The organism is Methylobacterium sp. J-030 (assembly GCF_022829545.1).
Classification (GTDB): domain Bacteria; phylum Pseudomonadota; class Alphaproteobacteria; order Rhizobiales; family Beijerinckiaceae; genus Methylobacterium.
The window spans coordinates 153253-178095 of the sequence record NZ_JAKSYM010000226.1 but is presented as its reverse complement, the minus strand read 5'-3'; the positions used below and the strand labels follow the sequence as shown (position 1 = coordinate 178095).

Genomic DNA, 24843 nt, shown 5'->3' with positions numbered 1-24843 from the left:
TCGCCCCGCGACATAGCGCGGCCCTTCCGGCGACGGAAGGCGCGGGCTGTCATCCGGGCGGCTTCGTCACCCGGCCCTCGACGGGCGGGGGCCGGCCATGCCAGACGGCCCGCATGACGAGCCGAGACGCCCAGGGCGACGCCCCCAGGAAGGTCACCGAACTCCCGCCGGGAATCGCCCCCGCGGTGATCCTCGTAGAGCCGCAACTGGCCGAGAATATCGGCATGACGGCCCGCGCCATGGCGAATTTCGGCCTGTCGGAGCTGCGCCTCGTCAATCCGAAGAACGGCTGGCCCAAGAAGGGCGTGCGCGAGGCGGCCTCCGGCGCGACGCATGTCCTCGACCGGGCAACGCTCTTTAACAGCGTCGCCGAGGCCATCGCCGATTGCCACTACGTGCTGGCCACCACGGCGCGCGAGCGGGGCCAGATGAAGCGCGTCTTCGCTCCGGAGGAGGGCATGGCCGAACTCGTGGGGCGCCCGGGCCAGCGCACCGCGGTGATGTTCGGCCGCGAGCGGGTCGGGCTCACCAACGACGAGGTTTCGCTGGCCGACGCCATCGTGACCTTCCCGGTCTCGCCGGATTTCCCCTCGCTCAACCTCGCCCAGGCGGTGCTGCTCGTCGGCTACGCGTGGCGGCAGGCGAGCGGCCGGGCGCAGCTGCCATTTTCGGGTGAACTGCTCTCACCGCCGGCGACCCGCGCGGCGCTGGTGGCGCTGTTCGGCAGCCTGGAGGCCGCCCTCGACGCGGCCGGGTTCTATCCGCCGGAGAAGCGCGAGATCATCGCCCGCAACATGCGCGACATGCTCCATCGCATGGGCCTGACCGAGCAGGACGTGCGCACCTTCCGCGGCGCGCTGCGGGCGCTGACCCGCAAGGATCCCTGACTATTCGGCTGCCGGCTTCATCTCCGGCGGCTTGCCGCCGCCGAAGCAGCGTCCCACCGCCTCCCAGAACGCGGCCTGCTCCTCCGGCGTGCAGGCGGCGATCCGCGCCTCGACCTTGGCGCGGCCCGCCACGGCGTCCGGTGTTGCAGCGACTTCCGCCTCGCTCGCGTTTTGCGCCTCGGCCATAGGCCATCCTCCGTTTTCGAACGAAAGCTCAGCTCGGCCGTGCGGTTCCGTCTTGCGGCACAATCGGGCATGGAGGGCGGCTCGGGGTAGGGTGGAGTTTCGGGTGCGGCTCAGCGTGGACAATCTGGCCTGCCGCCGCTCGGGGCGCCGCATCTTCGCGAACCTGTCCTTCGCCCTCGGGCCCGGTGACGCCCTCGCGGTCACCGGACGGAACGGGGCCGGCAAGTCGAGCCTGCTCGCCATCCTGTCCGGCCGGCTGCGGCCGGATGCCGGGCGGGTCGCGGTCGCCGATGTCGGCGAGGCGAGCCTGCCCGAATGCCTCCACGCGGTCGGCCATCGCGACGGCTTGAAGAGTTCGCTCACGGCCGGGGAGAACCTGCTGTTCGCCCAGCGGCTTCTGGGTGCCCCGCGCCTCGCCCCCCGGGAGGCGCTGGAACGGCTCGGCCTCGGCCATGCCCACGACCTGCCGGTGGCCTACCTCTCGGCCGGCCAGCGGCGGCGGGTCGCGCTCGCGCGGCTCCTCGTCTGTGCCCGGCCGCTCTGGCTGCTCGACGAGCCCACGGCGGCCCTCGACACGGCCTCGCAGGCGGTGCTGGCCGACTTGATGGCGGGGCACCGGGCCGGCGGCGGCCTCGTGATCGCAGCGACGCACCAAGCGCTCGGCCTCGCCGGGGCCGCCGAACTGCGCATCGAGGGCGCTGCGGCGGTCCAGGAAGTGGACGTGCTGGAGGAGTGGGCGTGACCCGCGCGCTCCTCGCCCTCATCGCCCGCGACCTGCGCCTCTCCGGCCGCGTCGGCGGGTCCGGTGCCCTGTCGCTGGTCTTCTTCCTGATGATCGTCGCCCTGGTGCCGTTCGCCCTCGGGCCCGACCTCAACCTGCTGTCGCGGATCGGCCCGGCGATCCTGTGGCTCTCCGCGGTGCTGGCGACGCTGATCGGCCTCGACCGCCTGTTCCAGGCCGACGAGGAGGACGGCTCCCTCGACCTGATGACCGCCGCGCCGGTGCCGCTCGAGCTGGTGGTGCTCGGGAAGGTCACGGCGCACTGGCTGACCACCGGGCTGCCGCTGGCCCTGGCCGCACCGCTCTTCGGCCTGCTGGTCGCCCTCGACGGCACCGCCATGGGTGCCACGGCCCTGACGCTGCTCGCCGGGACGCCGGCGCTCAGCTTCATCGGCGCGGTGGGGGCAGCGCTGACGGCCTCGATTCGCCGGGGCGGCCTGATCCTCGCCGTTCTGGTGCTGCCGCTGATGATTCCGACGCTGATCTTCGGCGTCTCGGCCGCGCAGGCGGCGAGCGGGGGGACGGTACCGTTCCTCGTGCCCCTGGCCGTGCTGGCCGCGCTGACGCTGATCGCCGCCGTGGTCGGGACGCTTGCGGCGGCGGCGGCTTTGCGCTGGCCGGAGTGATCCACGACCTTCAAACACTCCGTGCCGCTGTTATCGGGCCAAAGGTCGTCACATCAATTTTCTAAGATCTAATCCATGGGATTTTCGGCTAGTATCTTTAAAAAATAGTCGTATTCCCCGTCGATGTCTTCGGTGCCTCGGAATGTCGATACCTCGACATGATTGTCGTCAAAGCATTCTATTTCGAGTCGCAGCCCATACAGCGTCGCATCGACCCTGATCGTGTCCGGCCGATCCCTTGCAAGCCGGAAGGAAATTTTTGCCTTCTCTAAAGTTTTTAGCACGTCGAAGATTGTATGATTTTCCATACGCCTCCCTCCTCCGCGAATCGATTCTGGCGTGTGGGCGACCCTGGTGACTTTGGCGAACGCTTGGCTTACCGCTATTGTTCGGCTGCTGATCTCTCGATCGCGCTGGTGTCTTTCCTGTTCGGATCGTTGACGCCTTCGACGCAACCGAAATGAGGGCCGTCACATGGACGTCGATCATTGTTGGTCCGGTCCGCCGGCGGCGTTAATGGGTATAGCAGCCTTCTGAAATGGAAAGGCCGTGGGTTGCCAGTGGCGACCGAGCTTGAAACGGTCTGCTTCGGTGCGCTCGTTCTCCCAGAGAAGCTTCGCCAAAGTCATGTGATCGCCCGTCTGCAGGGCCTCTCCCACCGCAACCCAGCTCCGGAGGTAATCAGATATCGGCTCACCATCGATCGCTTTTTGCTTCTCGTATCGTTCCCTGAAGCTCGGGGTAATCAGATTCCAATGTTTTCTGGCAATCGCAAGTTCGCCGAGCGCTGCGTTTGTGAGGCACATCCAGATATGATCTTTGTTGAAGCTATAACCTCGCATTTCTTGGGATAGAATAAAGGTTACAATTTTCTCGATTGAATCTATGGATCTGAGAAGCGGAAGGACTTCGGTCTCAACCTGAACGACGAAATCGCCAGCGATCGTCGGGTCGTCCCAATCCCAGACACCTCCCTTGCCAGCGGGTTTGAATTGACGTGATCGACCGATCATACCGATTGATCGACCATAACCTCCAAAATCGAACTTATCCCCGCGAATATATAACTCAGTGAGTCTCCATTCTAGCGTAAAGTACCCCCGACTGGGGCGATCATAGATTCTAATCTGCCTCGCGATATGCCCAACACCTTGGAGGCAGAGAAATTTGCCCCCCGTAAAAGCAACATCGCAGTTTCGATTGATCAAAGGATCAGATAGCGCTCGAATTTTCTGTGCTGATGTACTAATTAATTGGGCCATTTCCTGGGCCTCACTTGTATCATGATAAATCGGACCACTTCGGGAAATTTGCGTTTTGCTGCCTTGATGGAGGCGACGGCCTTTTTAGGTGTCCATCCCTCCCGTCTGGTTTTTGGATCGTAGATACACGCGGTGTCGATCCGAGGCCTTTCGAATACGTCTGATCTCTTGCTGCCTAGAAGTATCATCTTTCCTTTGTCGTCGAGGTCGGCTAATATGAGTTCTGCAACAAAACTTGGATCATGCATCTCGTTGATGATGCGCGCGATCTCAATATGAATCATGGTACCCAGCTGGGTCGCATTTGCATACCCACCTTGCGCTGTCACACGCGCAGTCACCTCATCCACGATGGCCTGCACTTCTCCAGCTCTTGGACAGGCGTCATCCAATTGACCTTGGCTGAGCCGGCCGATCCACATCGGCATACTCATCTGCGGTTCGTCCCCGAATTTATATTCTTGCGCTGTAAGCCCCAAAACGGTGCCGTACCCATCCTCACGAGCGGAGAGGTACGTCAGGAGCTGCAACCCAAGCTCGAAGGTTGCGATGACGGGGGCGGCGATCAGAGGTAGGGCGGGGGCGAAGGCCTGTTGAACGATTTGCTCAGCGACGAGACCGGTTGGTGTAAAGGTGGTCCGCGATAGGACTTCGCCCGTTTTGCCGTCTCGGATCGTCTGCGTTTCCCCGGAGGTCTCGAAGACCCGGCTTTCGCCGTCCGGCGCCGTGACGGTGTGCTGTTCGTCGAAGGGCCGTCGCCCCGCATGAATCCGGATCGACAGGACGCGCGTCCCATCCTCCAGCGTCGTGCTCTCCGTGAGCGGGGGCGGATCCTGAGCTGACGGCCCGTCGGGTCGATTCTCTCGGAGCGAGGCCCACTGAGCGCCGATGGGTGCCGTCACCCACTCGCCGCCATTAGGCTGTCCCGCTGGCGCGCGCGGCTGCGTCTCCCAATTTTTGGCCTGGAACTGCCGCTGCAGGCGGATCAGCTTCGTCTCAACGGCGAGGCCAGCCAGAACGTGGCGCAGAATGATCGCTTCGCTGTGCGCTTGAGACTCGTCACGCATGGTGCCCCGCCATACCGCTCTGTTGCGGTTGTGAGAACATAACAAGAACATAGGAAAAAATGTCAAGATCTAAGAAACGTGGCGCGATCAGACGGCGTTCGACTGTTCCGCGTTGACGCGCCGCGCCCCCCTCACTATAGAGACCGCTTCGCCGAGGGGCCGCGCTTTCGCGCGCGTTGCGTCTCGGCTATCGCCAGACAACCTGACGCGACGACCGATTTCCGGCTGAGCCGGCCCGTCGGCATCGCCCGACGAAGAGAATGAGGATTCCATGGCCAACACCGCTTCGGCCAAGAAGATGACCCGCAAGATCGCCAAGCGCACGGCGATCAACCGCTCGCGCCGCTCGCGCATGCGCACCTTCGTCCGCAAGGTTGAGGAGGCGATCGCCGCCGGCAGCCAGCAGGACGCGCTCGCCGCCCTGCGCGCCGCCGAGCCCGAGATGATGCGCGCCGCCCAGCACGGCATCGTTCACAAGAACAATGCCTCGCGAAAAGTCTCGCGGCTGGCCGCCCGGGTCAAGGCGCTCGCCGCCTGAAACCACCCCCACAGTCAATGCGCCTCAAAGCCCGGCTCAGCGAGCCGGGCTTTTTTCATGCCTGCGCCACCAGCCGACGCGCGCGGGCCGCTCGGGAACCATTAACCCTATTAAAGAATCGGTATCGTTGCAGAGTCCAGGCGCGCCGTGTACGTTAACAAAACCTGGAATAGATCAAGCAAAACGGTGCGGTTTCGGGATTCTCGCGAATCATTCCGATTCGCTAAGACTCTAACGGGGTCGCTCGGGGCGAGCCGAAAGACTTTCGGATGGGAATCCGCGCCATCCCCACAAGTCCCACTGTTAAAGGAACCGTAGGTAATTGTTGATAGGCTCTCCCAATCGGCAAAAGTTCCTCGTGATGGGCTTGACTCCGTCCGGCGGACTCGGTCCCGCCCGGTCGTGCGGGACTGTCAGAGCGTAAATCTTGCGTAGGCGCGGCCTGCGGGATTCCGGGGCAGCGTCGGGAGAGCCAATGATGCGTGTCGACGGGACGGTGGCGAGCGACGACGAGGGCGGCCGCAACAGCGGTGGCACCATGGATTACGGATCCGCCTGGGCGCGCGTGAAGCGCCGGCTCCGCGCCGAGCTGGGCGAGGACGTGTTTGCGAGCTGGTTCGCCCGCCTCGAGCTGGAGGCGGTCGCGGGCGGCACGGCCCGCCTCACGGTGCCGACACGCTTCCTCAAGAGCTGGATCGAGTCCCATTACCTCGACCGTGTGCTCAACACCTTCAAGGCCGAGGTCGAGGAGATCGCGCGCATCGAGGTCGGCGTGCGCGGCACCGGCGCCCCGGTCCGCACGGTCGCGACGGGCGCGCCGAAGGCGAACCCCGCCAGCGGGCCGCTAGCCCGGCTGCACGCTGCCGGCTCGCCGGTTCCGGTCGCCGCCGTCGCGCCGGAGCCCCGTGCGGCGGAGGCCGGCGGCGATCTCAGCGGCACGCCGCTCGATGCCCGGCTGACCTTCGCGAGCTTCGTGATCGGCCGCTCCAACGCCCTGGCGCACGCCGCCGCCGAGCGCGTGGCCAACCACCAGGGGGAGGGGGCGCTGTACAACCCGCTCTATCTCCACGCGGGCGTCGGCCTCGGCAAGACGCACCTGCTGCACGGGATCGGCCACGCCGCCCGGGAGGCCGGGCGCCGGGTGATCTACCTGACGGCCGACCGGTTCATGTACGGCTTCGTCAACGCCCTGAAGACGCAGTCCGCGCTTGCCTACAAGGAGCGCCTGCGCGGCATCGACCTGCTGATCCTCGACGATGTCCAGTTCATCCAGGGCAAGTCGATCCAGGCCGAGTTCGGCCATACGATCAATGCGCTGATCGATGCCGGCCGGCAGGTCGTGGTCGCCTCGGACCGGCCGCCGACCGAGCTGGAGGCGCTCGACGAGCGGGTCCGCTCGCGCCTCGGCGGCGGGCTCGTGGTGGAGATCACCGCCCTCGACGAGGCCCTGCGGGTCTCGATCCTGTCGGCGCGGCTCGCGGCCGTGCGCGCCTCGCATCCGGGCTTCGATGTCTCGCCGCAGGTGGCCTCCTACGTGGCCCGGGCGATCACCGCCAACGGCCGGGATCTCGAAGGCGCCGTGAACCGCCTGCTGGCGCATGCCACGCTCACCGGCACCGCGGTGACGATGGAGACGGCTGAATCGGCGATCCGCGATCTGGTGAAGAACCGCGAACCGAAGCGCATCAAGATCGAGGACATCCAGAAGCTGGTGGCCTCGCGCTACAACGTTTCGCGCTCGGACATTCTGTCGGAGCGGCGTACCGCCGCCGTGGTCAAGCCGCGCCAGATCGCCATGTACCTCTCGAAGGTGCTGACGCTGCGCTCACTCCCTGAAATCGGCCGCCGATTCGGCGGGCGGGACCACACGACGGTGCTGCACGCCGTCCGCAAGATCGAGAAGCAGATCGGCGAAGATTCGGTGCTCGGCGATGAAGTCGAGCTGCTGAAGCGGATGCTGCAGGACTAGCTGATCCGCGTTCCCCGGCCGGACTTGTACTGGCCGGGGACTGCCTCGCGAGCGCATGCAGGTGCCGTGTGCGCGGCACGATCCCGCGAGATCGATGCGCCTCCGAGAAGATCGCTGCCAAATCCTCTGCGCTGTCACGCGTCCTCAGCCGGCTCCCCGCGATGGGGGCTGGCCGAGGGCGCGCGCGCCGTGGCACACTGGTGCGAACCCAGACGGCCCTGTAAGGCCGCGTCGCCGCGAGGCGAGGACCGACACCCCGGGGAGTGCTGATGACGGACGCCTTCATCTACGATCATGTGCGCACACCCCGCGGACGCGGCAAGGCGGACGGCTCCCTGCACGAGGTCACGGCGTTGCGCCTCGCCGAGACGGCGCTCCGCGCCCTCAAGGACCGTACCGGGCTCGATACCGGCCTCGTGGACGATGTGATCCTGGGCTGCGTCGACCCGGTGGGCGAGGCCGGCGGCGACATTGCCCGGGCGGCGGCGCTGGTGGCGGATTACGGCGCCCACGTGCCCGGTGTGCAGATCAACCGGTTCTGCGCCTCCGGCCTCGATGCGGTGAATTTCGCGGCCGCGCAGGTCATGAGCGGCCAGCACGCGATGGCGGTGGGCGGCGGCGTCGAATCGATGAGCCGCATCGGCATCGGCGCGTCGGGGGGCGCCTGGCCGGTCGATCCGGCGATCGCCATCAAGTCCTACTTCATGCCGCAGGGCGTCTCGGCCGACCTGATCGCCACCAAGTACGGCTTCTCCCGGGACGATTGCGACGCCTACGCTGTCCGCTCCCAGGAGCGGGCTGCCAAGTCCTGGGGCGAGGGGCTGTTCGATGGCTCCGTCGTCCCCGTGCGCGACGTGAACGGCATCACCCTGCTCGACCGCGACGAGCACATGCGCCCCGGCACCGACATGCAGTCGCTCGCCGCGCTGAAGGCCTCCTTCGTCCAGATGGGCCAGATGGGCGGCTTCGACGCCGTCGCGACCGACGCGCATCCCGACGTCGAGGCGGTGGACCACGTCCACCACGCCGGCAATTCCTCCGGCATCGTGGACGGGGCAGCCGCGGTGCTGGTCGGCTCGAAGGCCGCCGGCGAGGCCACGGGCCTGCGTCCGCGGGCGCGGATCCGGGCATTCGCCAATATCGGCTCCGACCCGGCCCTGATGCTCACCGGCCCGGTCGATGTCACCCGCAAGGTCCTGGCCAGGGCCGGGATGAGCGTGTCAGATATCGACCTGTTCGAGGTGAACGAGGCCTTCGCGGCGGTGGTCCTGCGCTTCTACCAAGCCTTCGACCTCGATCCGGAAGCGGTCAACGTCAACGGCGGCGCCATCGCGCTCGGCCATCCGCTCGGGGCGACCGGAGCCATGATCCTCGGCACGGCGCTCGACGAGCTGGAGCGGACCGGCAAGGAGCGGGCGCTGGTCACGCTGTGCATCGGTGCCGGCATGGGCACGGCGACGATCATCGAGCGGGTTTGACCGACGCATCGTCGGGGAGCACTGCCGGCGCATCGCCTCATGTCGGACGCACCATCTTCCGGAAAAAGACGATGCGTCACAATCATCTACGGCCCTGGGCCGGTTCCGATATCCGGCACGATGCTGTAGAGGCGCGGGCGACGACCGGCCCGCATCCGGGCCGGACGATAAGACCATGGGAGACAAGCCCTTGAACCGCCTGATCGCGACGCTGTGCCTCGGCGTCACACTGAGCCTGCCGCTCGCCGCCCGCGCCGACGAGGCGGCGGATCGCGTCGCCGCCGCCACGACGCTTGTGAACAAGACCCTGATCAAGAACCTGCAGGCCGGCTTCAACGTCGCGCTGGAGAAGACCGTCGCGCCGATGCCGGAGGCCCGCGCCGAGGCCGTGCGCAAGGAACTCACCGACGAGTTCGAGAAGCAGCGCGGTATCATGGTCGAGGGTCTGTCGAAGGAATACGCGGAGAAGTTCAGCCTCGCGGAGCTGAAGCACCTCGACGAGATCTACTCCGACCCGACCTACCTCAAGTTCCAGACGATGAACGCCGATCCGAATTCCGCCGTGACGGCGATCTCGCAGAACTCGGTGACCAAGCTGCTGAACATGCTGGCGGTGGCCTCCGCCACCGACAATGCGCCGAAGACCGGCGCTCCGCCGATGCCGCCGGCTGCGGCGCCCGCACCGACGCAGAAGTAGGCCGATGGCCGCCGCGCGCGCCCGGCTGGCCTCAGGCCGCGCGTGCGGCGGCTATGGGCGCGAAGCCGGCGACCGGGGGCAGCGCCTCCAGCATCGGCTTGGCGAAGTGGTAGCCCTGCATCAGCGTGATGCCGAGGGCGCGCAGCGCTTCGCGTTCCGCCGCAGTCTCGATGCCCTCGGCCAGTACCGTCACGTCGAGCGCCCGGGCGATGGCGACGACACCCGACACGATGGCGTGGCGACCGGCATCGGTGTCCAGCCCGCGCAGCAGATCCATGTCGATCTTGATCAGGTCCGGGCGGAAATTGGCCAGCAGGCTCAAGCCCGCGAAGCCCGCGCCGAAATCGTCGAGCGCCGTGAGGAAGCCCTGCCTCCGATAAGCGGCGACGATCCGCTGCACATGCGCGATGTCTTTGAAACGCTCCTGTTCGGTGAATTCGAACATCAGGCGCTGATGGGCGAAATCGACGCGCCGCGCCGCCTCCAGCGAGGCGCGGATACAGGCGACCGGCTCGTAGACCGCGTTCGGCATGAAGTTGATCGAGAGCCGGGTGCCGCTGTCCCGCGGGAAGAGCCGTCCGGCGAGCTCGATCGCTCGGACACGGGCGGCTTGGTCGAACTGGTAGCGGTTGTCGTTCGTCACCCGCCCGAGCACCGTCGGCGCCGGCTCCCCGTTCGGGCCGCGCACCAGGGCCTCGTAGGCCCAGACGGATCCCGTGCCGATATCGACGATCGGCTGGAAGGCCATCGAGAATTCGAAGTCGAGGGCGGTGCCCGCGCGGCAGGCGCGACACCCGGTTTCCTTCGTCATGACTGCGTTCCGTCGGTGCCCCCCGACTGGCGAACCCTGCCTGAACGCACTCTACACAACCTTAACGCAACCGCTTTGGCATCTCGCCGACGCTTTCCAGGGAGGACGGCACGATGACGCTGACCGATTTCCGGTTCGAGACCGATGCCGACGGCATCGCCCTGGCGACCTGGGACATGCCCGGCCGCTCGATGAACGTCATTACCGAAGGCGTGATGGACCAGCTCGAGCAGATCATCGAGCAGGTCGCCTCCGATCCCGCGATCAAGGGCTGCGTGATCGCCACCGGCAAGGACAATTTTTCAGGTGGTGCCGACCTCACCATGCTGCAGGGCCTGGGCCTCGCCTACGAGACGCTCAAGGCCGGGCAGGGCGAGGAGGTGGCGATGCGCCACTTCTTCGAGGCCTCCCGGCGCTTGTCGCTGCTGTTCCGGCGCCTGGAGACCTGCGGCAAGCCCTTCGCGGCGGCGATCCAAGGCCTGTGCCTGGGCGGCGCCTTCGAATTGGCCCTGTCGTGCCATCACCGGGTCGCGTCGGACGACGCGAGGACCCGGGTCGGCCTGCCGGAGATCAAGGTCGGCCTGTTCCCGGGCGGCGGCGGCACGCAGCGCGTCGCCCGGCTGATGCAAACCGGCGACGCCCTGCAGATGCTGTTCAAGGGCGAGCAGATCCGTGCGCCGATGGCCAAGGGCATGGGCCTGATCCACGCGGTGGCGCCGCAGGCCGAGATCGTCGAGCGCGCCAAGGCCTGGATTCGTGAGGGCGGCTCCGCGGTGGCGCCCTGGGACGTGCCGAAGTTCAAGGCGCTCTCTGGCAAGGTTTATTCGCCCGCCGGCATGATGATCTGGCCGCCGGCCAACGCGATCTACCGGCGCGAGACCCACGACAACTATCCGGCCGCCAAGGCGATCCTGGCCTCGGTGTACGAGGGCCTGCAACTGCCGATGGACCTCGCCTTGCGGGTCGAGAGCCGGTACTTCGCGCATATCCTGCGCAGCAAGGAGGCGGCGGCTATGATCCGCACGCTGTTCATCTCCATGGGCGAGCTGAACAAGGGTGCACGCCGGCCGAAGGACGTGCCGGCGACGAACCTGCGCAAGGTCGGCGTGATCGGCGCCGGCTTCATGGGGGCGGGGGTGGCCTACGTCACCGCTCAGGCCGGGATCGAGGTGGTGCTGGTCGACCAGTCGGGCGAGGCCGCCGAGAAGGGCAAGGCCTACGCCCACACGCTGATCACCGGCCAGATCAACAAGGGCCGCGCCAAGACCGCCGACCGCGACGCGCTGCTCGGCCGCATCCAGGCCACCGCCGACTACGCTGCGCTCGCCGAATGCGACCTCGTGATCGAGGCGGTGTTCGAGGATCCGAAGGTGAAGGCCGAGGTGATCCGGAAGGTCGAGGCGGTGATCCGCCCCGACGCGATCTTCGCCTCCAACACCTCGACGCTGCCGATCACCGGGCTCGCCATGAGCTCGCAGCGGCCGGACCAGTTCGTCGGCATCCACTTCTTCTCGCCGGTGGAGAAGATGATGCTGGTCGAGATCATCAGGGGCGAGGCGACCGGCGATGCGGCGCTCGCCGCGGCCCTCGACTACGTGCGGCTGATCAAGAAGACCCCGATCGTCGTCAACGACGCCCGCGGCTTCTTCGCCAACCGCTGCGTCGGGGCCTACATCCTCGAAGGCCACAAGATGCTGGCCGAGGGTGTGCCGCCCGCCATGATCGAGAGCGCCGGCCGTCAGGCGGGCATGCCGGTCGGGCCGCTCTCGCTCAACGACGAGGTCGCCCTCGATCTGGTGCTCAAGATCGCCAAGGCCACCGAGGCCCAGGTCGGGGCGGGGGCGGTCGATCCGGCGCAGAAGGCGATCCTGTCCGCGTTGGTGGAGAAGCAGGGCCGCCTCGGCCGGAAGAACCGCAAGGGCTTCTACGATTATCCCGAAGGCGCGCCGAAGCGCCTCTGGCCCGGTCTGAAGGACCTGCAGCCGAACCGGCTCGACCCCGAATCCGTGGACTTCGACGAGCTGAAGCAGCGGCTTCTGGTCGTGCAGGCGCTGGAGGCCGCCCGCACGGTGGGCGAGGGGGTGGTGACCGACCCGCGCGAGGCGGATGTCGGGTCGATCCTCGGCTTCGGTTTCGCACCGTTCACCGGGGGGGCCTTGTCCTACATCGACTTCATGGGCGCGGCGGCCTTCGTCGATCTGGCCCGGAAGCTGGAGGCCGCGCACGGTCCGCGGTTCCGGGTGCCCGACACCCTCGCCGCCATGGCCGAGCGGGGCGGCACCTTCTACGGAGACGCTCAGAAGCGCGCCGCCTGAACTCAGGCCGCGGGACGCCCGATCGCGGCGTCCGGCAGCCCGGCAAGTTCCTCCAGCAGGACCGTCCGCGCGCAGGCGCCGAAGGCCCGCATCAACCGTCCCCGCGCGTGATCGGGCGGGAACAGCAGCGCGAAATGTACCGGCAGGGCGGGAGCGAAGGGCCGGATCGCGATCGGCGAGACCTTCGCCTCCTCATGGGCGGCCAGCGGGTTCATGATGCTGAGCCCGAGCCCGGCCGAGACGAGGGTGCAGATCGAGGCGCCGAGCCCCGCCTCGGCGGTGATGGTCAGCGCGACGCCGGCCGCCGCGAACACGGCCTCGGTCCGATCGCGCAGGGCGCTGCCGAGCGCGGCCGCGACGAAGGGCACCTCGCGGAAATCCTCCGGGCCGAGCGCCGTGCGCGCGGCGAGCGGGTGGTTCCGCGGCAGCACCGCCACGCAGGCCCGCGTCTCGACGTGATCGCTGGCATCCGGGATGTCGCCGTAGAGCATCGTAAGCGCGGCGTCGCAGAAGCCGGTGGCGATCCAGTGGTTCACGGTCGCGTCGTCGCCCGAATGGATCGCCACGATCACGTCGGGATGCGCGGCGCGGAAGCGCACCACCGCCCGCGCCAGGAGGCCCCCGGCCAGCCGGGGCATCGCGGCGACCCGCAGCCGCTCGGCGCCGAAAGCGCGGATGCGCGTGGCCGCCGCCTCCAGGCTGGTGAGACCGACGAAGGCCCGCTCCACCTCGGCATGGAAGCGCGTGCCGTCGAGGGAGGGCACGACCCGGCTGCCGCTGCGGTCGAACAGCGGCAGGCCGGTGATCACCTCGAGCTGCGCGATCAGGCGGCTCACCTGTGGTTGCGAGGTGTGGAGCCGGCGGCTCGCCTCGGTCATGGAGCCGGCGGCCACCACGGCCCGGAAGGCCTCGATGTGCCGAAAGGTCATGCGGCGTGCGGCCATATCAGATCCGTATGCTCGGGCCATGAATCGGCATTGGACGTCGGCGCGCCGCCGCCCCTAGGATCATCCGGCAAAGCTGGGATGCCGAGTCGGGCATAACCGGGGGGTTCGGATCGTGTCGAGGACGCTTTCGCTCGTCGTGGCTTCGTTGTGCTGGGCCGGGCTCGCCGCGCCGTCGGCCGCGGAGGGGCGCCTCGACAAGATCCGAACGACGGGCCAGATCAGTATCGGTTTCCCCGACGCGTCGCCGCCTTTCGGCTTTCTGGACCAGAACGCCAAGCCGGTCGGCTATTCGCTTGAGATATGCGAACACGTCGCGCAGAAGCTGAAGGGGGCGCTCGGCCTGCCCAAGCTCGACATCCGCCATGTGCCGGTGATGTCGGCGACCCGGATCCCGCTGATCAACAACGGCACGATCGATCTCGAATGCGGCACCGCCAGCAACCTGTCGGAGCGGCACAAGCTGGTCTCCTTCGCGCCGACCACCTTCGTGGCGCAGGTGGTGCTGGTGGCCAAGAAGGACACGCCGGTGGACGTGAACGACATCGCCTCGTTCCGCGGCAAGGCGATCTCGGCGCAGGCCGGTGGCGAGACCCAGCGCGTCGCCACGCGAATCAACGTGCGCGACAAGCTCGACATCCAGGTGATGCCCGCCAAGGACACCGCCGAGGTGTTTCTGCTGGTCGAGACGGGCCGCGCCGCCGGAGCGATCAACGACGATGCGCTAGCGCACGCCACAGTTGCGGGGGCGAAGCGACCTGCGGACTACAAGATCGGCACCACGGGACTCGAATTCGCGCCCTACGGCATCCTGGAGCCGAAGGACGATCCGGCCTTCAAGGCGGCGGTCGACAAGGCGGTGGTCGAGCTGATCGAGGACGGCACCGTGGCGCAGCTCTACAGCCGCTACTTCGAGCAGCCGATCCCCCCGAAGGGTATCAACCTCGAACTGCCGATGAGCGACGTGCTCAAGCGCGCCCTGGCCAACCCGACCGATTCCGGCGATGAGGCCGCCTATCGTTAGGACGGCCGGCGCGTTCGAGATGCAAAGTGACATGACTCAGGTCGCCGAATCCCCAGCCGTCGTGGATCTGCGCAGCGATACGGTGACGCGGCCGACCGAGGCGATGTTCGAACGGATGCGGTCCGCGCCTTTGGGTGATGACGGGCTCGACGCCGATCCGACCGCGGTTGCGCTGGAGGACACGGCGGCCGCGATGCTCGGCAAGGCCGCCGGCCTGTTCGTGCCGAGCTGCACGATGGGCAACCTCCTGACGATCCTGGTGCAAGTCCAGCGCAGCGAGCAGGTGCTGCTCGAAGCCCAGGCCCACATGCTCAACACCGAGCGCGGGGCCGCCACGCTCACGGGGGCGTTCCTGCTCGGGATCCCGGGCGTGGACGGCGCCATGGATCTCGATCGCCTGGAGGCGGCGCTGCACCCGTCCGCGAGCCCGCTCCGGACCGCCCTGATCGCTCTGGAGACCTCGCACAACGCCGCCGGGGGCACGGTGCTGCCGCCCGCCCACATGGCGGCGGTGGCCGAGATCGCCCGGGCACGTGGCATCCCGGTCCATCTCGACGGAGCCCGCCTGTTCAACGCCGCGACGCATCTCGGCGTCCCGCCGGCCGCCCTCGCCGCGCATGTCGACACGGTGTCGCTCTGCCTGTCGAAGGGGCTGAGCGCTCCGATGGGCGCAGTGCTCGTCGGCGACGGGCCAGCCATCGCGGCGGCCCGGCGCCTGCGCAAGATGATCGGCGGAACCCAGCGGCAGGTGGGCGTCGTCGCGGCGGCGGGCCTGGAGGCGATCACCGCCATGGGCGCGCGGCTGGGGGAGGACCACGCGCGCGCCCGGCAGCTCAGCGATGGGCTGAATGCCCTCGGGCCGCGCCTGTCGGCGAAGGTGCCGCAGACCAACATCGTGCAGGTCGATCTGGCGCGGACCGGCCGCGACAGCGCCCGCTGGGTGTCGGATCTCGACGCCGCGGGGATCCGCACCCGGCCGCTGGGCCCGATGCGGCTGCGGCTCGTGACGCACCGGCACATCGCGGCCGCCGCTATCGACCGCGCCGTTGCCGCCTTCCGGACCTGCCTCGACGCGGCCTGATCTGCCTCAGGCCGCTCCGGCGACCCGCGCCTTCATGCCGAGCATGCGGGCAAGCAGCACGACATCGGCGGCGTTGTCGGAGAGCAGGTCGGTGATGTCGCCGACCTCCAGCGCCTTCACGTGGCGGCAGCGCACGCCGCAGCGGCCAGCCGTGCAGGTACAGCGCAGCTGCGGGCCGCCGGGCCGCTCCTCGAGGCTCACGTCGTACCGGTTGCCGGTGGATCCCCGCATGGCAAAGTGCAGGGCCGCCGGTGTCTGCGGGACGACTGCCATCGCCCGCCCGCTGATTGCCCCCGGGGCCCGTCGCGGTACGGCGGGGCCGCCGACCGCCCGCATGATCGGCAGGCCGATCGCGGCGGCCAGCGCGTGGACGTCGGCGGCCTCCCGCTCGCGCATCGCAGCCAGCGCGATCGCGGCGCAGGCATAGGCGTCCTCGCCGGCATCGTGGTGCTCGAACTGGATGCCCAGCCGCCGGGCGACCTTTCCGAGCCCGCAGCCCTCCGGCGCCGGAAACACCCGGCGCGCGACCTGGACGGTGCAAAGATAGGAGAAATCCGGCACCGGCAGGCCGGCCCGCACCAGCCCGGCGCGCAACACGCCGATATCGAAGCTCGCATTGTGCGCCAGGATCAGACCGCGCCGCAGATCCGCCAGATACGGCGCCATCGCGGTGGCGAAATCCGGCGCATCGGCGACATCGGCCGGCTGGATGCCGTGAACCCGGATGTTGCCGGGCGAGAAGCGCATCTCGGGCGGCCGGATCAGGTGGCTCTTTCGGCGGATCACACGGCCATCCGCGATCCAGGCGAGACCTACCGCGCAGGCGCTGTCGCGCCGCTCGTTGGCCGTCTCGAAGTCGAGGGCCAGGACCGTCATCTGGGGGCGACCTACCGGGCGGGAGTTCTCGGGGTGTTCGCCGAGCGGTCTAGGCCGACCGGACTCGGGCATCAACCCTGCGCCACCATTCCGAGCCAGTCGTCTTCCGAGACGACCCGGACGCCGTGCTTCTGCGCGTCCTTCAGCTTGGAGCCCGCCCCGGGGCCGGCCACCACCAGATCGGTCTTCGCCGAGACCGAGCCCGAGACCTTGGCACCCAGGCGTTCGGCGACGGCCTTGGCCTCGTTGCGGGTCATCTTCTCCAGGGTGCCGGTGAACACGACGGTCTTGCCCGCGAAGGCCGAGGCCGAAGCCGGCCGCTCCATCGGCTCGACGTCGACCTCTTCGAGGAGGGCGGCGATGGCATCGGCGTTGTGGGGTTCGGAGAAGAACAGGATCAGCGCGTCGGTCGCCACCGGCCCGATCTCGCCGTCGTCGGCGAACAGGCGGTAGGCATCCCCGGGGCGCTGCGCCGCAGCCCGGGCGAGGGCGGCCCGCACACGGTCGGCATCGCCGTAATGCTGGAGGAGATTGTCCCGCTGCGGCGCGCTGAGGCGAGGGCGTGGTCGATCGGACGGTGCCTCGCCGTCATCTGGGAAGCCGAGATCCAGCAGGCGGTCCCGGGTCGTCCCACCGACCCTTGGTACGGCGGTCAGCTCGACCCAGTCGTCTCCCGGAGGCACCGCGGCGGCCTCGCAGATCGCCGCGATCAGCGTCGGCATGTCGGCAAACCGCTTGGCCAGCGCCTTGGCGGTCGCCTCGCCGATCTGCGGGATGCCCAGCGCGAAGAGCAGCCGGTTCATCGGCACCCGGCGCCGGGCCTCGACGCCGGCGAGCAGGTTCTTGATCGCCTTGTCGTCCTCCTCGCCCTTCTTCTTGGCGGCTTTCTTCGGTGGCTCGGCAGCCCCGGCTTCGGCGCGCCGCTCGGCCGACAGCGCCTCGCGCCGGGCCACGATGGCGGCCTTCAGCCTGTCGAAGTCGAGCCGGAACAGGTCAGCGGGCTGGCGCACGAGGCCCGCCTCGAACAGCACCTCGATGTAGGTCTCGCCAAACCCCTCGATGTCGAAGCCGTTGCGCGACACGAAGTGCTTCAGCCGCTCCACCCCCTGCGCCGGGCAGATCAGGCCGCCGGTGCAGCGGCGCACCGCGTCGGGGCGGCCGGTGCGCGGATTGACGGCGCGGACCGCACGGCTGCCGCAGGCCGGGCAGGTCTCCGGGAAGACGTACGGCTGCGAATCTGCGGGGCGCTTGGTGAGATCGACATCCATCACCTTCGGGATGACGTCGCCGGCCCGGACCACCGTCACCGTATCGCCGATGCGGATGTCGCGGCCGTCGCGGATCGGCTCGCCATCGGCGCCGACGCCCTTCACGTAGCCCTCGTTGTGGAGCGTGGCGTTGGATACCACCACGCCGCCCACCGTCACCGGCCGCAGCTTCGCGAGCGGGTTCAGAGACCCGGTACGACCGACATTGATGACGATGTCTTCCACCAAAGTCGTCGCCTCCTGGGCGGCGAACTTGTGGGCGAGCGCCCAACGGGGCGAGCGCGAGACGAAGCCGAGCCGCTTCTGTAAGCCGAGGTCATCGACCTTGTAGACCACGCCGTCGATGTCGTAGCCGAGCCCGGCCCGATCCGCCTCGATCCGGCGATAATGCTCGAGCATCGCCTCCACATCCGTGAAGGTCCGGGTCAGCGGATTCACCGGCAGGCCCCACTCCCCGAAGCGCCGCAGGACGCCGGTCTGCGTCTCGGCGACGGGCGCCGAGAGCTCGCCCCAGGCATAGGCGAAGAACCGCAGCGGCCGGGACGCGGTGATCCCGGGATCGAGCTGGCGCAAGCTGCCGGCGGCCGCGTTGCGTGGGTTGGCGAAGAGCGGCTTGGCCGCCGCGTCCTGCCGCGCGTTGATGGCGGCGAAATCGGCGTGCGACAGGTAGATCTCGCCGCGCACCTCGCAGATCTCCGGCCATCCGGAGCCCGCCAGCGTCCCGGGGATGTCCTGCACGGTCCGGGCGTTGGCGGTGACGTTCTCGCCGACCTCGCCGTCGCCGCGGGTGGCCGCCGTGTCGAGGCGACCGTTCACGTAACGGAGCGACAGAGACAGACCGTCGATCTTCGGCTCGGCGGTGAAGGCCAGCGGCGTGTCCGCCGGCCAGCCGAGGAAACGCCGCACCCGGGCCACGAACTCGGCCACCTCCGCGTCGTCGAAGGCGTTGCCCAGCGAGAGCATCGGCACGGCGTGCCGCACCTTGGCGAATTTCTCCGAAGGCTTGGCGCCCACCGACGTGCTGGCCGCGCCCGTCCCGGCGAGGTTCGGGAAACGGGTCTCGAGGGTCTCCAGGGATCGGCGCAGGCGGTCGTACTCCGCGTCCGAGATCTCGGGCGCATCCTCCTGATAGTAAAGCCGATCGGCCTCAAGGATCGCCTCTGAGACGCGCGCGTGCTCGGCGCGGGCCTCCTCGGCGGTCAGGTCGAGATCGGGCGTATCGGGTTTCACGGCGGCCATGGCGGGGTTCTAGCGCATCGGCGGCCCGCCGGGAGTCGCCGTTTTCCCTCACCCACGGGGGCTCAGCAGATCGCCGCGGCCGGCTAGCCGGAATGCCCCCAGGAAGACCGCCGCGACGAACAGCGCCACCCCCGCCAGCGGCAGGATCGGCGCCAGCCACCCGGCCAGGGCGGTGCCGGCGACGGAGCCGAGATTCATCGCCGCCATGTAGACCTCGAACTGCGTCGCCGCGCCCGCGCGCCCCTGGCTGGCCTGGAGCAGGGCCGGCATCAGCGCGACGATCAGCAGGCCGGGCAGCGTACTCGTCAGGGCCAGGATCACCGGTCCGGCCGCGCCGACGAGGTCCGACGCGATCAGCGCGCCCGCCAGCAGGAAGGTGCCGGCGCTGGCGATCAGGAGCACGCGCAGCGGCCTCACGGGTCCGGCCCGGTCGGACCAGAACCCGACCGCCAGCGCGCCGGCCGTCCCGCTCGCCAACGCAAGGCCGGCCTGGAGGCGGGACAAGGCGGCCGGATCCCACGCCTGACGCTGCAGCAGATCCACCGAGAAGGGCAGCTCGAACAGGCCGAGCGCGCCATCGAGGCTGAAGCAAAGGGCGAGGAGACGCAGCGCCCGTGGTCGGCGGAGGCTCGCGATCAGGCGGCGCAGGAAGCGGCGAAAGGGCAGGCGCCGCGGCGCCGATCCGCGTCGCGCCAGCGTGACGAGCGCATCCGCCGGCGCCTCTCTGACCAGCAGGATCGGCACGCTCGCCAGCACGGCGGCCGCGAGGAGCCAGCGCGCGCTGACCGCGAAGCCGTAGGCCGTGAGCATCCACCCGAAGGCGGCCGCGCTGAGGCTGCTCCCGGCGACGAAACCCGCCCGCGTGCAGCCGCTCACCCGGCCGAGTTCGGCGGCGGGCACGTGGTCCATGATCATTCGGTCGCAGGCCGTGTCGAGCAGGGACGCGCACAGGCTGTGCCCCAGGAAGATCAGGCCGAGCCAGCCGATGCGATCCTCGGCGCCCCACAGCAGAAGCGCCAGGGCGGCGTGGCAGCCTAGGACCGCCGCGACCGCGAAGGCCCGGCGCCGCCCCATCCGGAAATCGCCGGCCCGATCGACGACCGGACCCCAGAGGATCGGCTGGAGGGTCCAGGGGAGGCCCGCAAGGGCGAAGTGGAAGCCGATCTCAGCCGCCGACACGCCCCGGGCGGTCAGATGGTTGGCCAGCGCCGTGAGCGAGAAGCCGGCGATCACGCCCTGATAGAGGTAGGTCGCGAAGAACACGCCGTAGCGGGTGCGGCGGCCGGCGAGGCTCGGCGGCTCGCGCAGGGATGCCTCGACGGGAAGCGCGGCCGGACCGCTCACCTGCGGCGGACCTTGCCCGTTGCGCGCCGTGGCGCGATGCTCCTCATGCCGTCGTCACCGGATGCGCCCCCGTGCCCCCATCATCGCGCGACCTTATTCCCTGCGTCAGGCGGCCGCGAGGCGGCGCTTGAGCGCGGTGGACGTGTGGCTGGTCGATCTCGCCGTTTCGGCGGACGGGCTCGATCGATGCGCGCCGGTGCTCGACCGATCGGAGCGTGAACGCGGCGACCGGTTCCTGCGGCCCGTGGATCGCGCGCGCTACATAGCAAGCCATGCGGCGCTCCGGCTGGTTCTGGCGGAAGCGTGCGCCTGCGCGCCGTCCGAGATCCGCCTGACCGCGAATGCCACCGGCAAGCCGGAACTCGCGCGCGCCTTCGGAAGCCCCGCGGCGTTCAACCTGTCGCATTCGGGAGCCCGCGCCCTCATCGGTCTCGCGGGCCCGACAGCCATCGGCGTCGATATCGAGCTGATCAGGCCGATCCCGGACGCGGTGCGGATTGCGCGGACGCATTTCGCGCCCGACGAGGCCGCCGCCCTGGCGAGTCTGCCGCCCGACGCGATCGAGGCCGCCTTCTTCGGGCTTTGGACCCGCAAGGAGGCGGTGGTGAAGGCGCAGGGCACCGGCCTGAGCCTGCCCCTCGACCGCTTCAGCGTGACTGTGCCCCCCGCGGCCCCGCGCCTGCTGCGGGATTCGGCCGGATGGACCCTCGCTGCGGTCGAGGCCGGTGCCGGCTATGCCGCCACCGTGGCGGTTCGGGCGGACGACACGACGATCCGGCATCATACGCTTTCGCCGGACTGGCCCGACCGGCTCGGCTTAAAGCGACGAGACCGCGCTTGCAGCCCGGCTAAGGCACGGCTATAAGCCCGCTCGCCGGCCCTGGCAGCGATGCGGGCCGGCCTTCGGAGTGTAGCGCAGTCTGGTAGCGCACCACGTTCGGGACGTGGGGGTCGCAGGTTCAAATCCTGCCACTCCGACCAAGAATTCCCGAGACCCCGTCATTCCCGGGCCATCAGGGCCGGTTCGGAACGATTGGACGCTGTCGCGTGCCGTTGCGTCGGTCCCTCGGGACGGGTAGGCCGCAGCGGATGGGAGCGCCATCCATGGCATCGCGATCGCCGGGGCGCTCCGCTGGCAAGACAGGCAACGCCCGGCATTGGTCCGGCTTCGCGCGCAGCTTCATCGCCGCCGTGACCGTCCTCGGCCTCGCGGTCATCGCCTTCGTGGCCCTGCTCGATCCCTACGGCCTGCGCGCCGCCCCCGGGCATCCGCCGGGCCCGATCATGGACGCCAACCAGCGGCTCTCCTATCCCCAGATTGCCCGGGGCGGGTCGTTCGACGCGGCGATCTTCGGGACCTCGACCGCGCGGCTGCTCGATCCGGAGGCGCTCGACGCGGCCTTCGGCGTCCGGTTCGCGAATCTCGCCGTGAACGCCGCGACGCCGGACGAGCAGATCCGCCTGGCCGAGCTCTTCCTCGCACGCCATCCCGTGCGCGCGGTCCTGTTCGGCCTCGACGGGACTTGGTGCGCCGCCGATCCGCCCGCGCGCACGGCCAACGCCTTTCCGGATTGGCTCTACGCCGAAGGTGCGCCCTGGGGCGTGCTGCGGCAGGTGAACCTGCGCGCAGTCACCGTGGCGGCGCGGGTCGGGCTTGCGTGGATCGGTCTGGCCCGGCCCCGGATCCGGCGGGACGGCTACGCCGTCTTCACGCCGCCGGAGGATCGCTACGACCCGGAACGCGCGCGCGCCCATATCCGCGCGGGCGCCGCAGATCCGGCGGCCGCCTCCGACCCGGAGGATGCGCCCATGCCGGCGCTCGCGCGCCTCGACGATCTCCTCAGCCGCGTACCCGCCAGAGCGGTGAAGCTCCTGGTCTTCACACCGGTGCATGCGGCTGCGCAGGGTGCACCCGGCACGGCACGGGGGCGGCGCGAGGCGGCCTGCAAGCGCCGGGTCGCCGCGATCGGTGCCCGCCGCGGTGCCACCGTGGTGGATTTCCGCATCGCCTCGCCGCTCACCACGCGGGACGCGCATTACTGGGACGCGCTGCACTACCGCCTGCCGGTGGCCGCCCGGATCGTCGCGGACCTGAAGGACGCGGTGGCGGCCGGCGCGGACGATCCGGCCGGCACCTACCGGGTGCTGGCACACCCGTGAGGCAGCCTCATGCGACGGCGCGCTCGGCCCGCGCCCAGCCTGCGCGGGTCTCGCTGCAGTAATCGGCGTAACGTCCCTCTCGGATCGCCGCCCGGGCGCCGGCCATCAGGTCCTGATAGTAGGCGAGGTTGTTCCACGTCAGCAGCATCATCCCCAGGATCTCGTTCGAACGGACGAGGTGATGCAGGTAGGCGCGCGCATAATCCCGCGTCGCCGGGCAGGTCGAGGCCTCGTCCAGCGGTGCCGTGTCCTCGGCATGGCGGGCGTTGCGCAGGTTGACGCGGCCGTGGCGGGTGTAGGCGAGGCCGTGACGGCCGGCGCGGGTCGGCATCACGCAGTCGAACATGTCGATGCCGCGGGCCACCGCGCCCAGGATGTCATCCGGCGTGCCGACGCCCATCAGGTAGCGGGGCTTGGCGGCGGGCAGGTGCGGCTCCACGGTCTCGATCATCGCGAACATCACCGCCTGCGGCTCGCCCACCGCGAGGCCGCCGACCGCGTAGCCCTTGAGATCCAACTCGGCCAACGCGCGCGCGCTCTCGATCCGCAAAGCCGGGACGTCGCCCCCCTGCACGATCCCGAACAGCGCCCGTTCCGGCTGCTCTCCGAAGGCGACCCTGCAGCGCTCGGCCCAGCGCAGGGACAGGTGCATCGCCTTCTCGATCGCCGCGTGGTCGGCCGGCAGGCGCACGCACTCGTCGAGCTGCATCTGGATGTCGGAGCCCAGCAGCCCCTGGATCTCGATGGACCGTTCCGGGCTCATGTGGTGCGCCGTCCCGTCGATATGCGAGCGGAAGGTGACGCCCTGCTCGTCGATCTTCCGCAGAGCGGAGAGCGACATCACCTGGAAGCCGCCGGAATCGGTCAGGATCGGCCGGTCCCAGTTCATGAAGCGGTGCAGGCCGCCGAGGCGGGCCATCCGCTCGGGGCCGGGGCGCAGCATCAGGTGGTAGGTGTTGCCGAGCACCACGTCGGCGCCAAGGTCGCGGACCTGCCCGGGATACATCGCCTTGACGGTCGCGGCCGTCCCGACCGGCATGAAGGCCGGCGTCCGGATCGTGCCGCGCTGTGTCGCGATCGCGCCGGTGCGGGCCGTGCCGTCCTGCGCCAGCAGGCTGAAGCCGAAGGGAAGGGGATCGGTCATGTCAGGTCCGCGCGCGGCCCCGGGAAGAGCAGGCTGGCGTCGCCGTAGGAGTAGAACCGGTAGCCGGCCCGGATCGCGTGCGCATAGGCGGCGCGCATCGTCTCGAGTCCCGAGAAGGCCGAGACCAGCATGAACAGCGTCGACCGGGGCAGGTGAAAATTCGTCACCAGGGCATCGACGACCCGGAAACGGTAGCCCGGGGTGATGAAGATGTCGGTCGGCCCCGAGAAGGCCGAGAGCATCCCGTCCGGGCTCGCGGCGCTCTCCAGCAGGCGCAGGGCGGTCGTGCCCACCGCGACGATCCGGCCGCCCGCGGCGCGCGTCGCGTTGAGCGCGTCGGCCGTCGCCGCATCCAGGATGCCGATCTCCGCATGCATCCGGTGGCCCTCGGTATCCTCGGCCTTCACCGGGAGGAAGGTACCGGCCCCGACATGCAGCGTGACGTGGTGGCGCCGCAGCCCGGCGGCATCGAGGTCCGCGAGCAGCGCCTCGGAAAAATGCAGGCCCGCGGTGGGGGCCGCGACGGCGCCGGGGGTGCGGGCATAGATCGTCTGATAGTCCGTGGCGTCCCGCGCGTCGGCGGCGCGCTTGCCGGCGATGTACGGGGGCAGAGGCAGGACACCTTCGGCCGCGATGGCGGCGTCGAGCGCGGGCCCGGCCCGGTCGAAGTCGAGTACGATCTCGCCGGCCTCGGCCCTCTCGATCACCGTGGCGGTCAGGTCGCCGAAGCGCAGCGTGTCGCCGGGGGCGAGCCGCTTGGCCGGCCGGCCGAAGGCACGCCAGCGCGCCGGCCCCTCGCGCAGGTGCAGCATCGCCTCGGTGCGCTGTCCGGCTGCGCCGGGCCGCGTCCGAACGCCGTGAAGCCGCGCCGGGATCACCCGTGTGTCGTTGAGCACCAGGGCGTCGCCGGCCCGCAGGGCGCCGGGCAGGTCGCGCACGGTCCTGTCGGACAGCGCCGCGCCCGGCTGCACCACGAGCAGCCGTCCGGCATCCCGCGGCTCGGCCGGGCGCAGGGCGATGCTGGTCTCGGGCAGGTCGAAATCGAAGAGGTCCACGCGCATCGCGGGCTGCGTGCACCGAACCGCAGGCGGTTTCAACCGCGGAACCCATGCCGATCGCGGCCGTTTTCCGCGTCACCGAGACGCG

23 protein-coding genes and 1 tRNA gene are annotated in these 24843 nt (G+C 69.3%); 13 read left to right on the top strand and 11 right to left on the bottom strand.

The window, feature by feature from the left end; all coding sequences use genetic code 11:
- Positions 1 to 113: 113 nt before the first annotated feature.
- Positions 114 to 887 carry an RNA methyltransferase gene (locus MKK75_RS16560; protein WP_244043639.1) on the top strand — a complete coding sequence of 258 codons (774 nt, stop codon included), beginning with the start codon at positions 114 to 116 and terminating at the stop codon, positions 885 to 887.
- On the opposite strand, the gene MKK75_RS16555 is transcribed toward MKK75_RS16560, so the two are convergent.
- The gene (locus MKK75_RS16555; RefSeq protein ID WP_244043638.1) at positions 888 to 1073 is read right to left on the bottom strand and encodes a hypothetical protein; all 186 of its coding nucleotides are present in this window, start codon (positions 1071 to 1073) and stop codon (positions 888 to 890) included. It lies immediately after the preceding gene.
- A gap of 103 nt (positions 1074 to 1176) precedes the next feature.
- Here MKK75_RS16555 and ccmA point away from each other — a divergent pair, with 103 nt between their 5' ends.
- Both ccmA and ccmB read left to right on the top strand, forming a co-directional pair.
- On the top strand, positions 1177 to 1815 hold the full coding sequence (ccmA, locus tag MKK75_RS16550; protein ID WP_244043637.1) for a heme ABC exporter ATP-binding protein CcmA: 639 nt from the start codon (positions 1177 to 1179) through the stop codon (positions 1813 to 1815).
- Complete coding sequence (ccmB, locus tag MKK75_RS16545) at positions 1812 to 2480, top strand: heme exporter protein CcmB (protein WP_244043636.1); 669 nt, start codon at positions 1812 to 1814, stop codon at positions 2478 to 2480. Before ccmA ends, ccmB begins: the two co-directional genes overlap by 4 nt.
- A gap of 68 nt (positions 2481 to 2548) precedes the next feature.
- On the opposite strand, the gene MKK75_RS16540 is transcribed toward ccmB, so the two are convergent.
- The 3 genes from MKK75_RS16540 to MKK75_RS16530 form a co-directional block, all read right to left on the bottom strand.
- Positions 2549 to 2788, bottom strand: coding sequence for a hypothetical protein (locus MKK75_RS16540; protein WP_244043635.1), 240 nt, complete (start codon positions 2786 to 2788; stop codon positions 2549 to 2551).
- A gap of 177 nt (positions 2789 to 2965) precedes the next feature.
- Complete coding sequence (locus MKK75_RS16535; RefSeq protein WP_244043634.1) at positions 2966 to 3493, bottom strand: hypothetical protein; 528 nt, start codon at positions 3491 to 3493, stop codon at positions 2966 to 2968.
- A 236-nt stretch (positions 3494 to 3729) separates the two neighbouring features.
- Positions 3730 to 4809, bottom strand: coding sequence for a hypothetical protein (locus MKK75_RS16530; protein WP_244043633.1), 1080 nt, complete (start codon positions 4807 to 4809; stop codon positions 3730 to 3732).
- Between the two features lie 271 nt (positions 4810 to 5080).
- Here MKK75_RS16530 and rpsT point away from each other — a divergent pair, with 271 nt between their 5' ends.
- From rpsT to MKK75_RS16510, 4 genes are all read left to right on the top strand, one after another.
- A complete protein-coding gene (rpsT, locus tag MKK75_RS16525) occupies positions 5081 to 5347 on the top strand; it encodes a 30S ribosomal protein S20 (RefSeq protein WP_244043632.1) in 267 nt (88 codons plus the stop codon).
- A 478-nt stretch (positions 5348 to 5825) separates the two neighbouring features.
- Positions 5826 to 7316, top strand: coding sequence for a chromosomal replication initiator protein DnaA (dnaA, locus tag MKK75_RS16520; protein ID WP_244043693.1), 1491 nt, complete (start codon positions 5826 to 5828; stop codon positions 7314 to 7316).
- Positions 7317 to 7585: 269 nt separating this feature from the next.
- Complete coding sequence (locus MKK75_RS16515) at positions 7586 to 8794, top strand: acetyl-CoA C-acetyltransferase (RefSeq protein ID WP_244043631.1); 1209 nt, start codon at positions 7586 to 7588, stop codon at positions 8792 to 8794.
- 190 nt (positions 8795 to 8984) lie between these two features.
- Entirely contained in the window at positions 8985 to 9491 is a 507-nt protein-coding gene (locus MKK75_RS16510; RefSeq protein ID WP_244043630.1) for a hypothetical protein, read from the top strand.
- A gap of 31 nt (positions 9492 to 9522) precedes the next feature.
- Here MKK75_RS16510 and MKK75_RS16505 read toward each other — a convergent pair whose 3' ends face one another.
- The gene (locus MKK75_RS16505) at positions 9523 to 10302 is read right to left on the bottom strand and encodes an EAL domain-containing protein (RefSeq protein ID WP_244043629.1); all 780 of its coding nucleotides are present in this window, start codon (positions 10300 to 10302) and stop codon (positions 9523 to 9525) included.
- A gap of 113 nt (positions 10303 to 10415) precedes the next feature.
- On the opposite strand from MKK75_RS16505, the gene MKK75_RS16500 reads away from it, so the two are divergent.
- Positions 10416 to 12617, top strand: coding sequence for a 3-hydroxyacyl-CoA dehydrogenase NAD-binding domain-containing protein (locus tag MKK75_RS16500; RefSeq protein ID WP_244043628.1), 2202 nt, complete (start codon positions 10416 to 10418; stop codon positions 12615 to 12617).
- Between the two features lie 2 nt (positions 12618 to 12619).
- On the opposite strand, the gene MKK75_RS16495 is transcribed toward MKK75_RS16500, so the two are convergent.
- On the bottom strand, positions 12620 to 13561 hold the full coding sequence (locus tag MKK75_RS16495) for a LysR substrate-binding domain-containing protein (protein ID WP_244043627.1): 942 nt from the start codon (positions 13559 to 13561) through the stop codon (positions 12620 to 12622).
- A gap of 115 nt (positions 13562 to 13676) precedes the next feature.
- Between MKK75_RS16495 and MKK75_RS16490 the strand changes: the two genes are divergently transcribed.
- A complete protein-coding gene (locus MKK75_RS16490) occupies positions 13677 to 14585 on the top strand; it encodes an amino acid ABC transporter substrate-binding protein (RefSeq protein ID WP_244043626.1) in 909 nt (302 codons plus the stop codon).
- Positions 14586 to 14616: 31 nt separating this feature from the next.
- Entirely contained in the window at positions 14617 to 15666 is a 1050-nt protein-coding gene (locus tag MKK75_RS16485) for a threonine aldolase family protein (protein ID WP_244043625.1), read from the top strand.
- Positions 15667 to 15672: 6 nt separating this feature from the next.
- Here MKK75_RS16485 and MKK75_RS16480 read toward each other — a convergent pair whose 3' ends face one another.
- From MKK75_RS16480 to MKK75_RS16470, 3 genes are all read right to left on the bottom strand, one after another.
- Positions 15673 to 16542, bottom strand: coding sequence for a 3'-5' exonuclease (locus tag MKK75_RS16480; RefSeq protein ID WP_244043624.1), 870 nt, complete (start codon positions 16540 to 16542; stop codon positions 15673 to 15675).
- Positions 16543 to 16613: 71 nt separating this feature from the next.
- Positions 16614 to 19049: an NAD-dependent DNA ligase LigA gene (ligA, locus tag MKK75_RS16475; RefSeq protein WP_244043623.1), complete on the bottom strand. Its 2436-nt coding sequence runs from the start codon at positions 19047 to 19049 to the stop codon at positions 16614 to 16616.
- 48 nt (positions 19050 to 19097) lie between these two features.
- Positions 19098 to 20393 (bottom strand): MFS transporter, encoded by a 1296-nt coding sequence (locus MKK75_RS16470; RefSeq protein ID WP_244043622.1) that lies wholly within the window; start codon positions 20391 to 20393, stop codon positions 19098 to 19100.
- Between the two features lie 136 nt (positions 20394 to 20529).
- Here MKK75_RS16470 and MKK75_RS16465 point away from each other — a divergent pair, with 136 nt between their 5' ends.
- From MKK75_RS16465 to MKK75_RS16455, 3 genes are all read left to right on the top strand, one after another.
- Positions 20530 to 21258, top strand: coding sequence for a 4'-phosphopantetheinyl transferase family protein (locus MKK75_RS16465; RefSeq protein WP_244043692.1), 729 nt, complete (start codon positions 20530 to 20532; stop codon positions 21256 to 21258).
- Positions 21259 to 21297: 39 nt separating this feature from the next.
- Positions 21298 to 21374: transfer RNA gene (locus MKK75_RS16460), tRNA-Pro, on the top strand.
- 123 nt (positions 21375 to 21497) lie between these two features.
- Positions 21498 to 22553, top strand: a complete 1056-nt coding sequence (locus MKK75_RS16455) for a hypothetical protein (protein WP_244043621.1) — start codon at positions 21498 to 21500, stop codon at positions 22551 to 22553.
- 7 nt (positions 22554 to 22560) lie between these two features.
- Here the strand turns inward: MKK75_RS16455 and tgt are convergent, their stop codons facing one another.
- Together tgt and queA are read right to left on the bottom strand one after the other, a co-directional pair.
- Complete coding sequence (tgt, locus tag MKK75_RS16450) at positions 22561 to 23697, bottom strand: tRNA guanosine(34) transglycosylase Tgt (RefSeq protein WP_244043620.1); 1137 nt, start codon at positions 23695 to 23697, stop codon at positions 22561 to 22563.
- A complete protein-coding gene (gene queA / locus MKK75_RS16445) occupies positions 23694 to 24758 on the bottom strand; it encodes a tRNA preQ1(34) S-adenosylmethionine ribosyltransferase-isomerase QueA (RefSeq protein ID WP_244043619.1) in 1065 nt (354 codons plus the stop codon). Before queA ends, tgt begins: the two co-directional genes overlap by 4 nt.
- Positions 24759 to 24843: the final 85 nt, after the last annotated feature.

Bases quoted from the DNA above. Each gene is read 5' to 3' on its own strand.
- dnaA (WP_244043693.1), top strand. From the start codon at position 5,826: ATGCGTGTCGACGGGACGGTGGCGAGCGACGACGAGGGCGGCCGCAAC.
- queA (WP_244043619.1), bottom strand. From the start codon at position 24,758: ATGCGCGTGGACCTCTTCGATTTCGACCTGCCCGAGACCAGCATCGCC.
- MKK75_RS16485 (WP_244043625.1), top strand. From the start codon at position 14,617: ATGACTCAGGTCGCCGAATCCCCAGCCGTCGTGGATCTGCGCAGCGAT.
- MKK75_RS16515 (WP_244043631.1), top strand. From the start codon at position 7,586: ATGACGGACGCCTTCATCTACGATCATGTGCGCACACCCCGCGGACGC.
- MKK75_RS16500 (WP_244043628.1), top strand. From the start codon at position 10,416: ATGACGCTGACCGATTTCCGGTTCGAGACCGATGCCGACGGCATCGCC.
- MKK75_RS16555 (WP_244043638.1), bottom strand. From the start codon at position 1,073: ATGGCCGAGGCGCAAAACGCGAGCGAGGCGGAAGTCGCTGCAACACCG.
- MKK75_RS16530 (WP_244043633.1), bottom strand. From the start codon at position 4,809: ATGCGTGACGAGTCTCAAGCGCACAGCGAAGCGATCATTCTGCGCCAC.
- rpsT (WP_244043632.1), top strand. From the start codon at position 5,081: ATGGCCAACACCGCTTCGGCCAAGAAGATGACCCGCAAGATCGCCAAG.
- MKK75_RS16560 (WP_244043639.1), top strand. From the start codon at position 114: ATGACGAGCCGAGACGCCCAGGGCGACGCCCCCAGGAAGGTCACCGAA.
- MKK75_RS16535 (WP_244043634.1), bottom strand. From the start codon at position 3,493: ATGATCGGTCGATCACGTCAATTCAAACCCGCTGGCAAGGGAGGTGTC.
- MKK75_RS16495 (WP_244043627.1), bottom strand. From the start codon at position 13,561: ATGGCCGCACGCCGCATGACCTTTCGGCACATCGAGGCCTTCCGGGCC.
- MKK75_RS16455 (WP_244043621.1), top strand. From the start codon at position 21,498: ATGGCATCGCGATCGCCGGGGCGCTCCGCTGGCAAGACAGGCAACGCC.
- tgt (WP_244043620.1), bottom strand. From the start codon at position 23,697: ATGACCGATCCCCTTCCCTTCGGCTTCAGCCTGCTGGCGCAGGACGGC.
- MKK75_RS16540 (WP_244043635.1), bottom strand. From the start codon at position 2,788: ATGGAAAATCATACAATCTTCGACGTGCTAAAAACTTTAGAGAAGGCA.
- ligA (WP_244043623.1), bottom strand. From the start codon at position 19,049: ATGGCCGCCGTGAAACCCGATACGCCCGATCTCGACCTGACCGCCGAG.
- MKK75_RS16480 (WP_244043624.1), bottom strand. From the start codon at position 16,542: ATGACGGTCCTGGCCCTCGACTTCGAGACGGCCAACGAGCGGCGCGAC.
- MKK75_RS16505 (WP_244043629.1), bottom strand. From the start codon at position 10,302: ATGACGAAGGAAACCGGGTGTCGCGCCTGCCGCGCGGGCACCGCCCTC.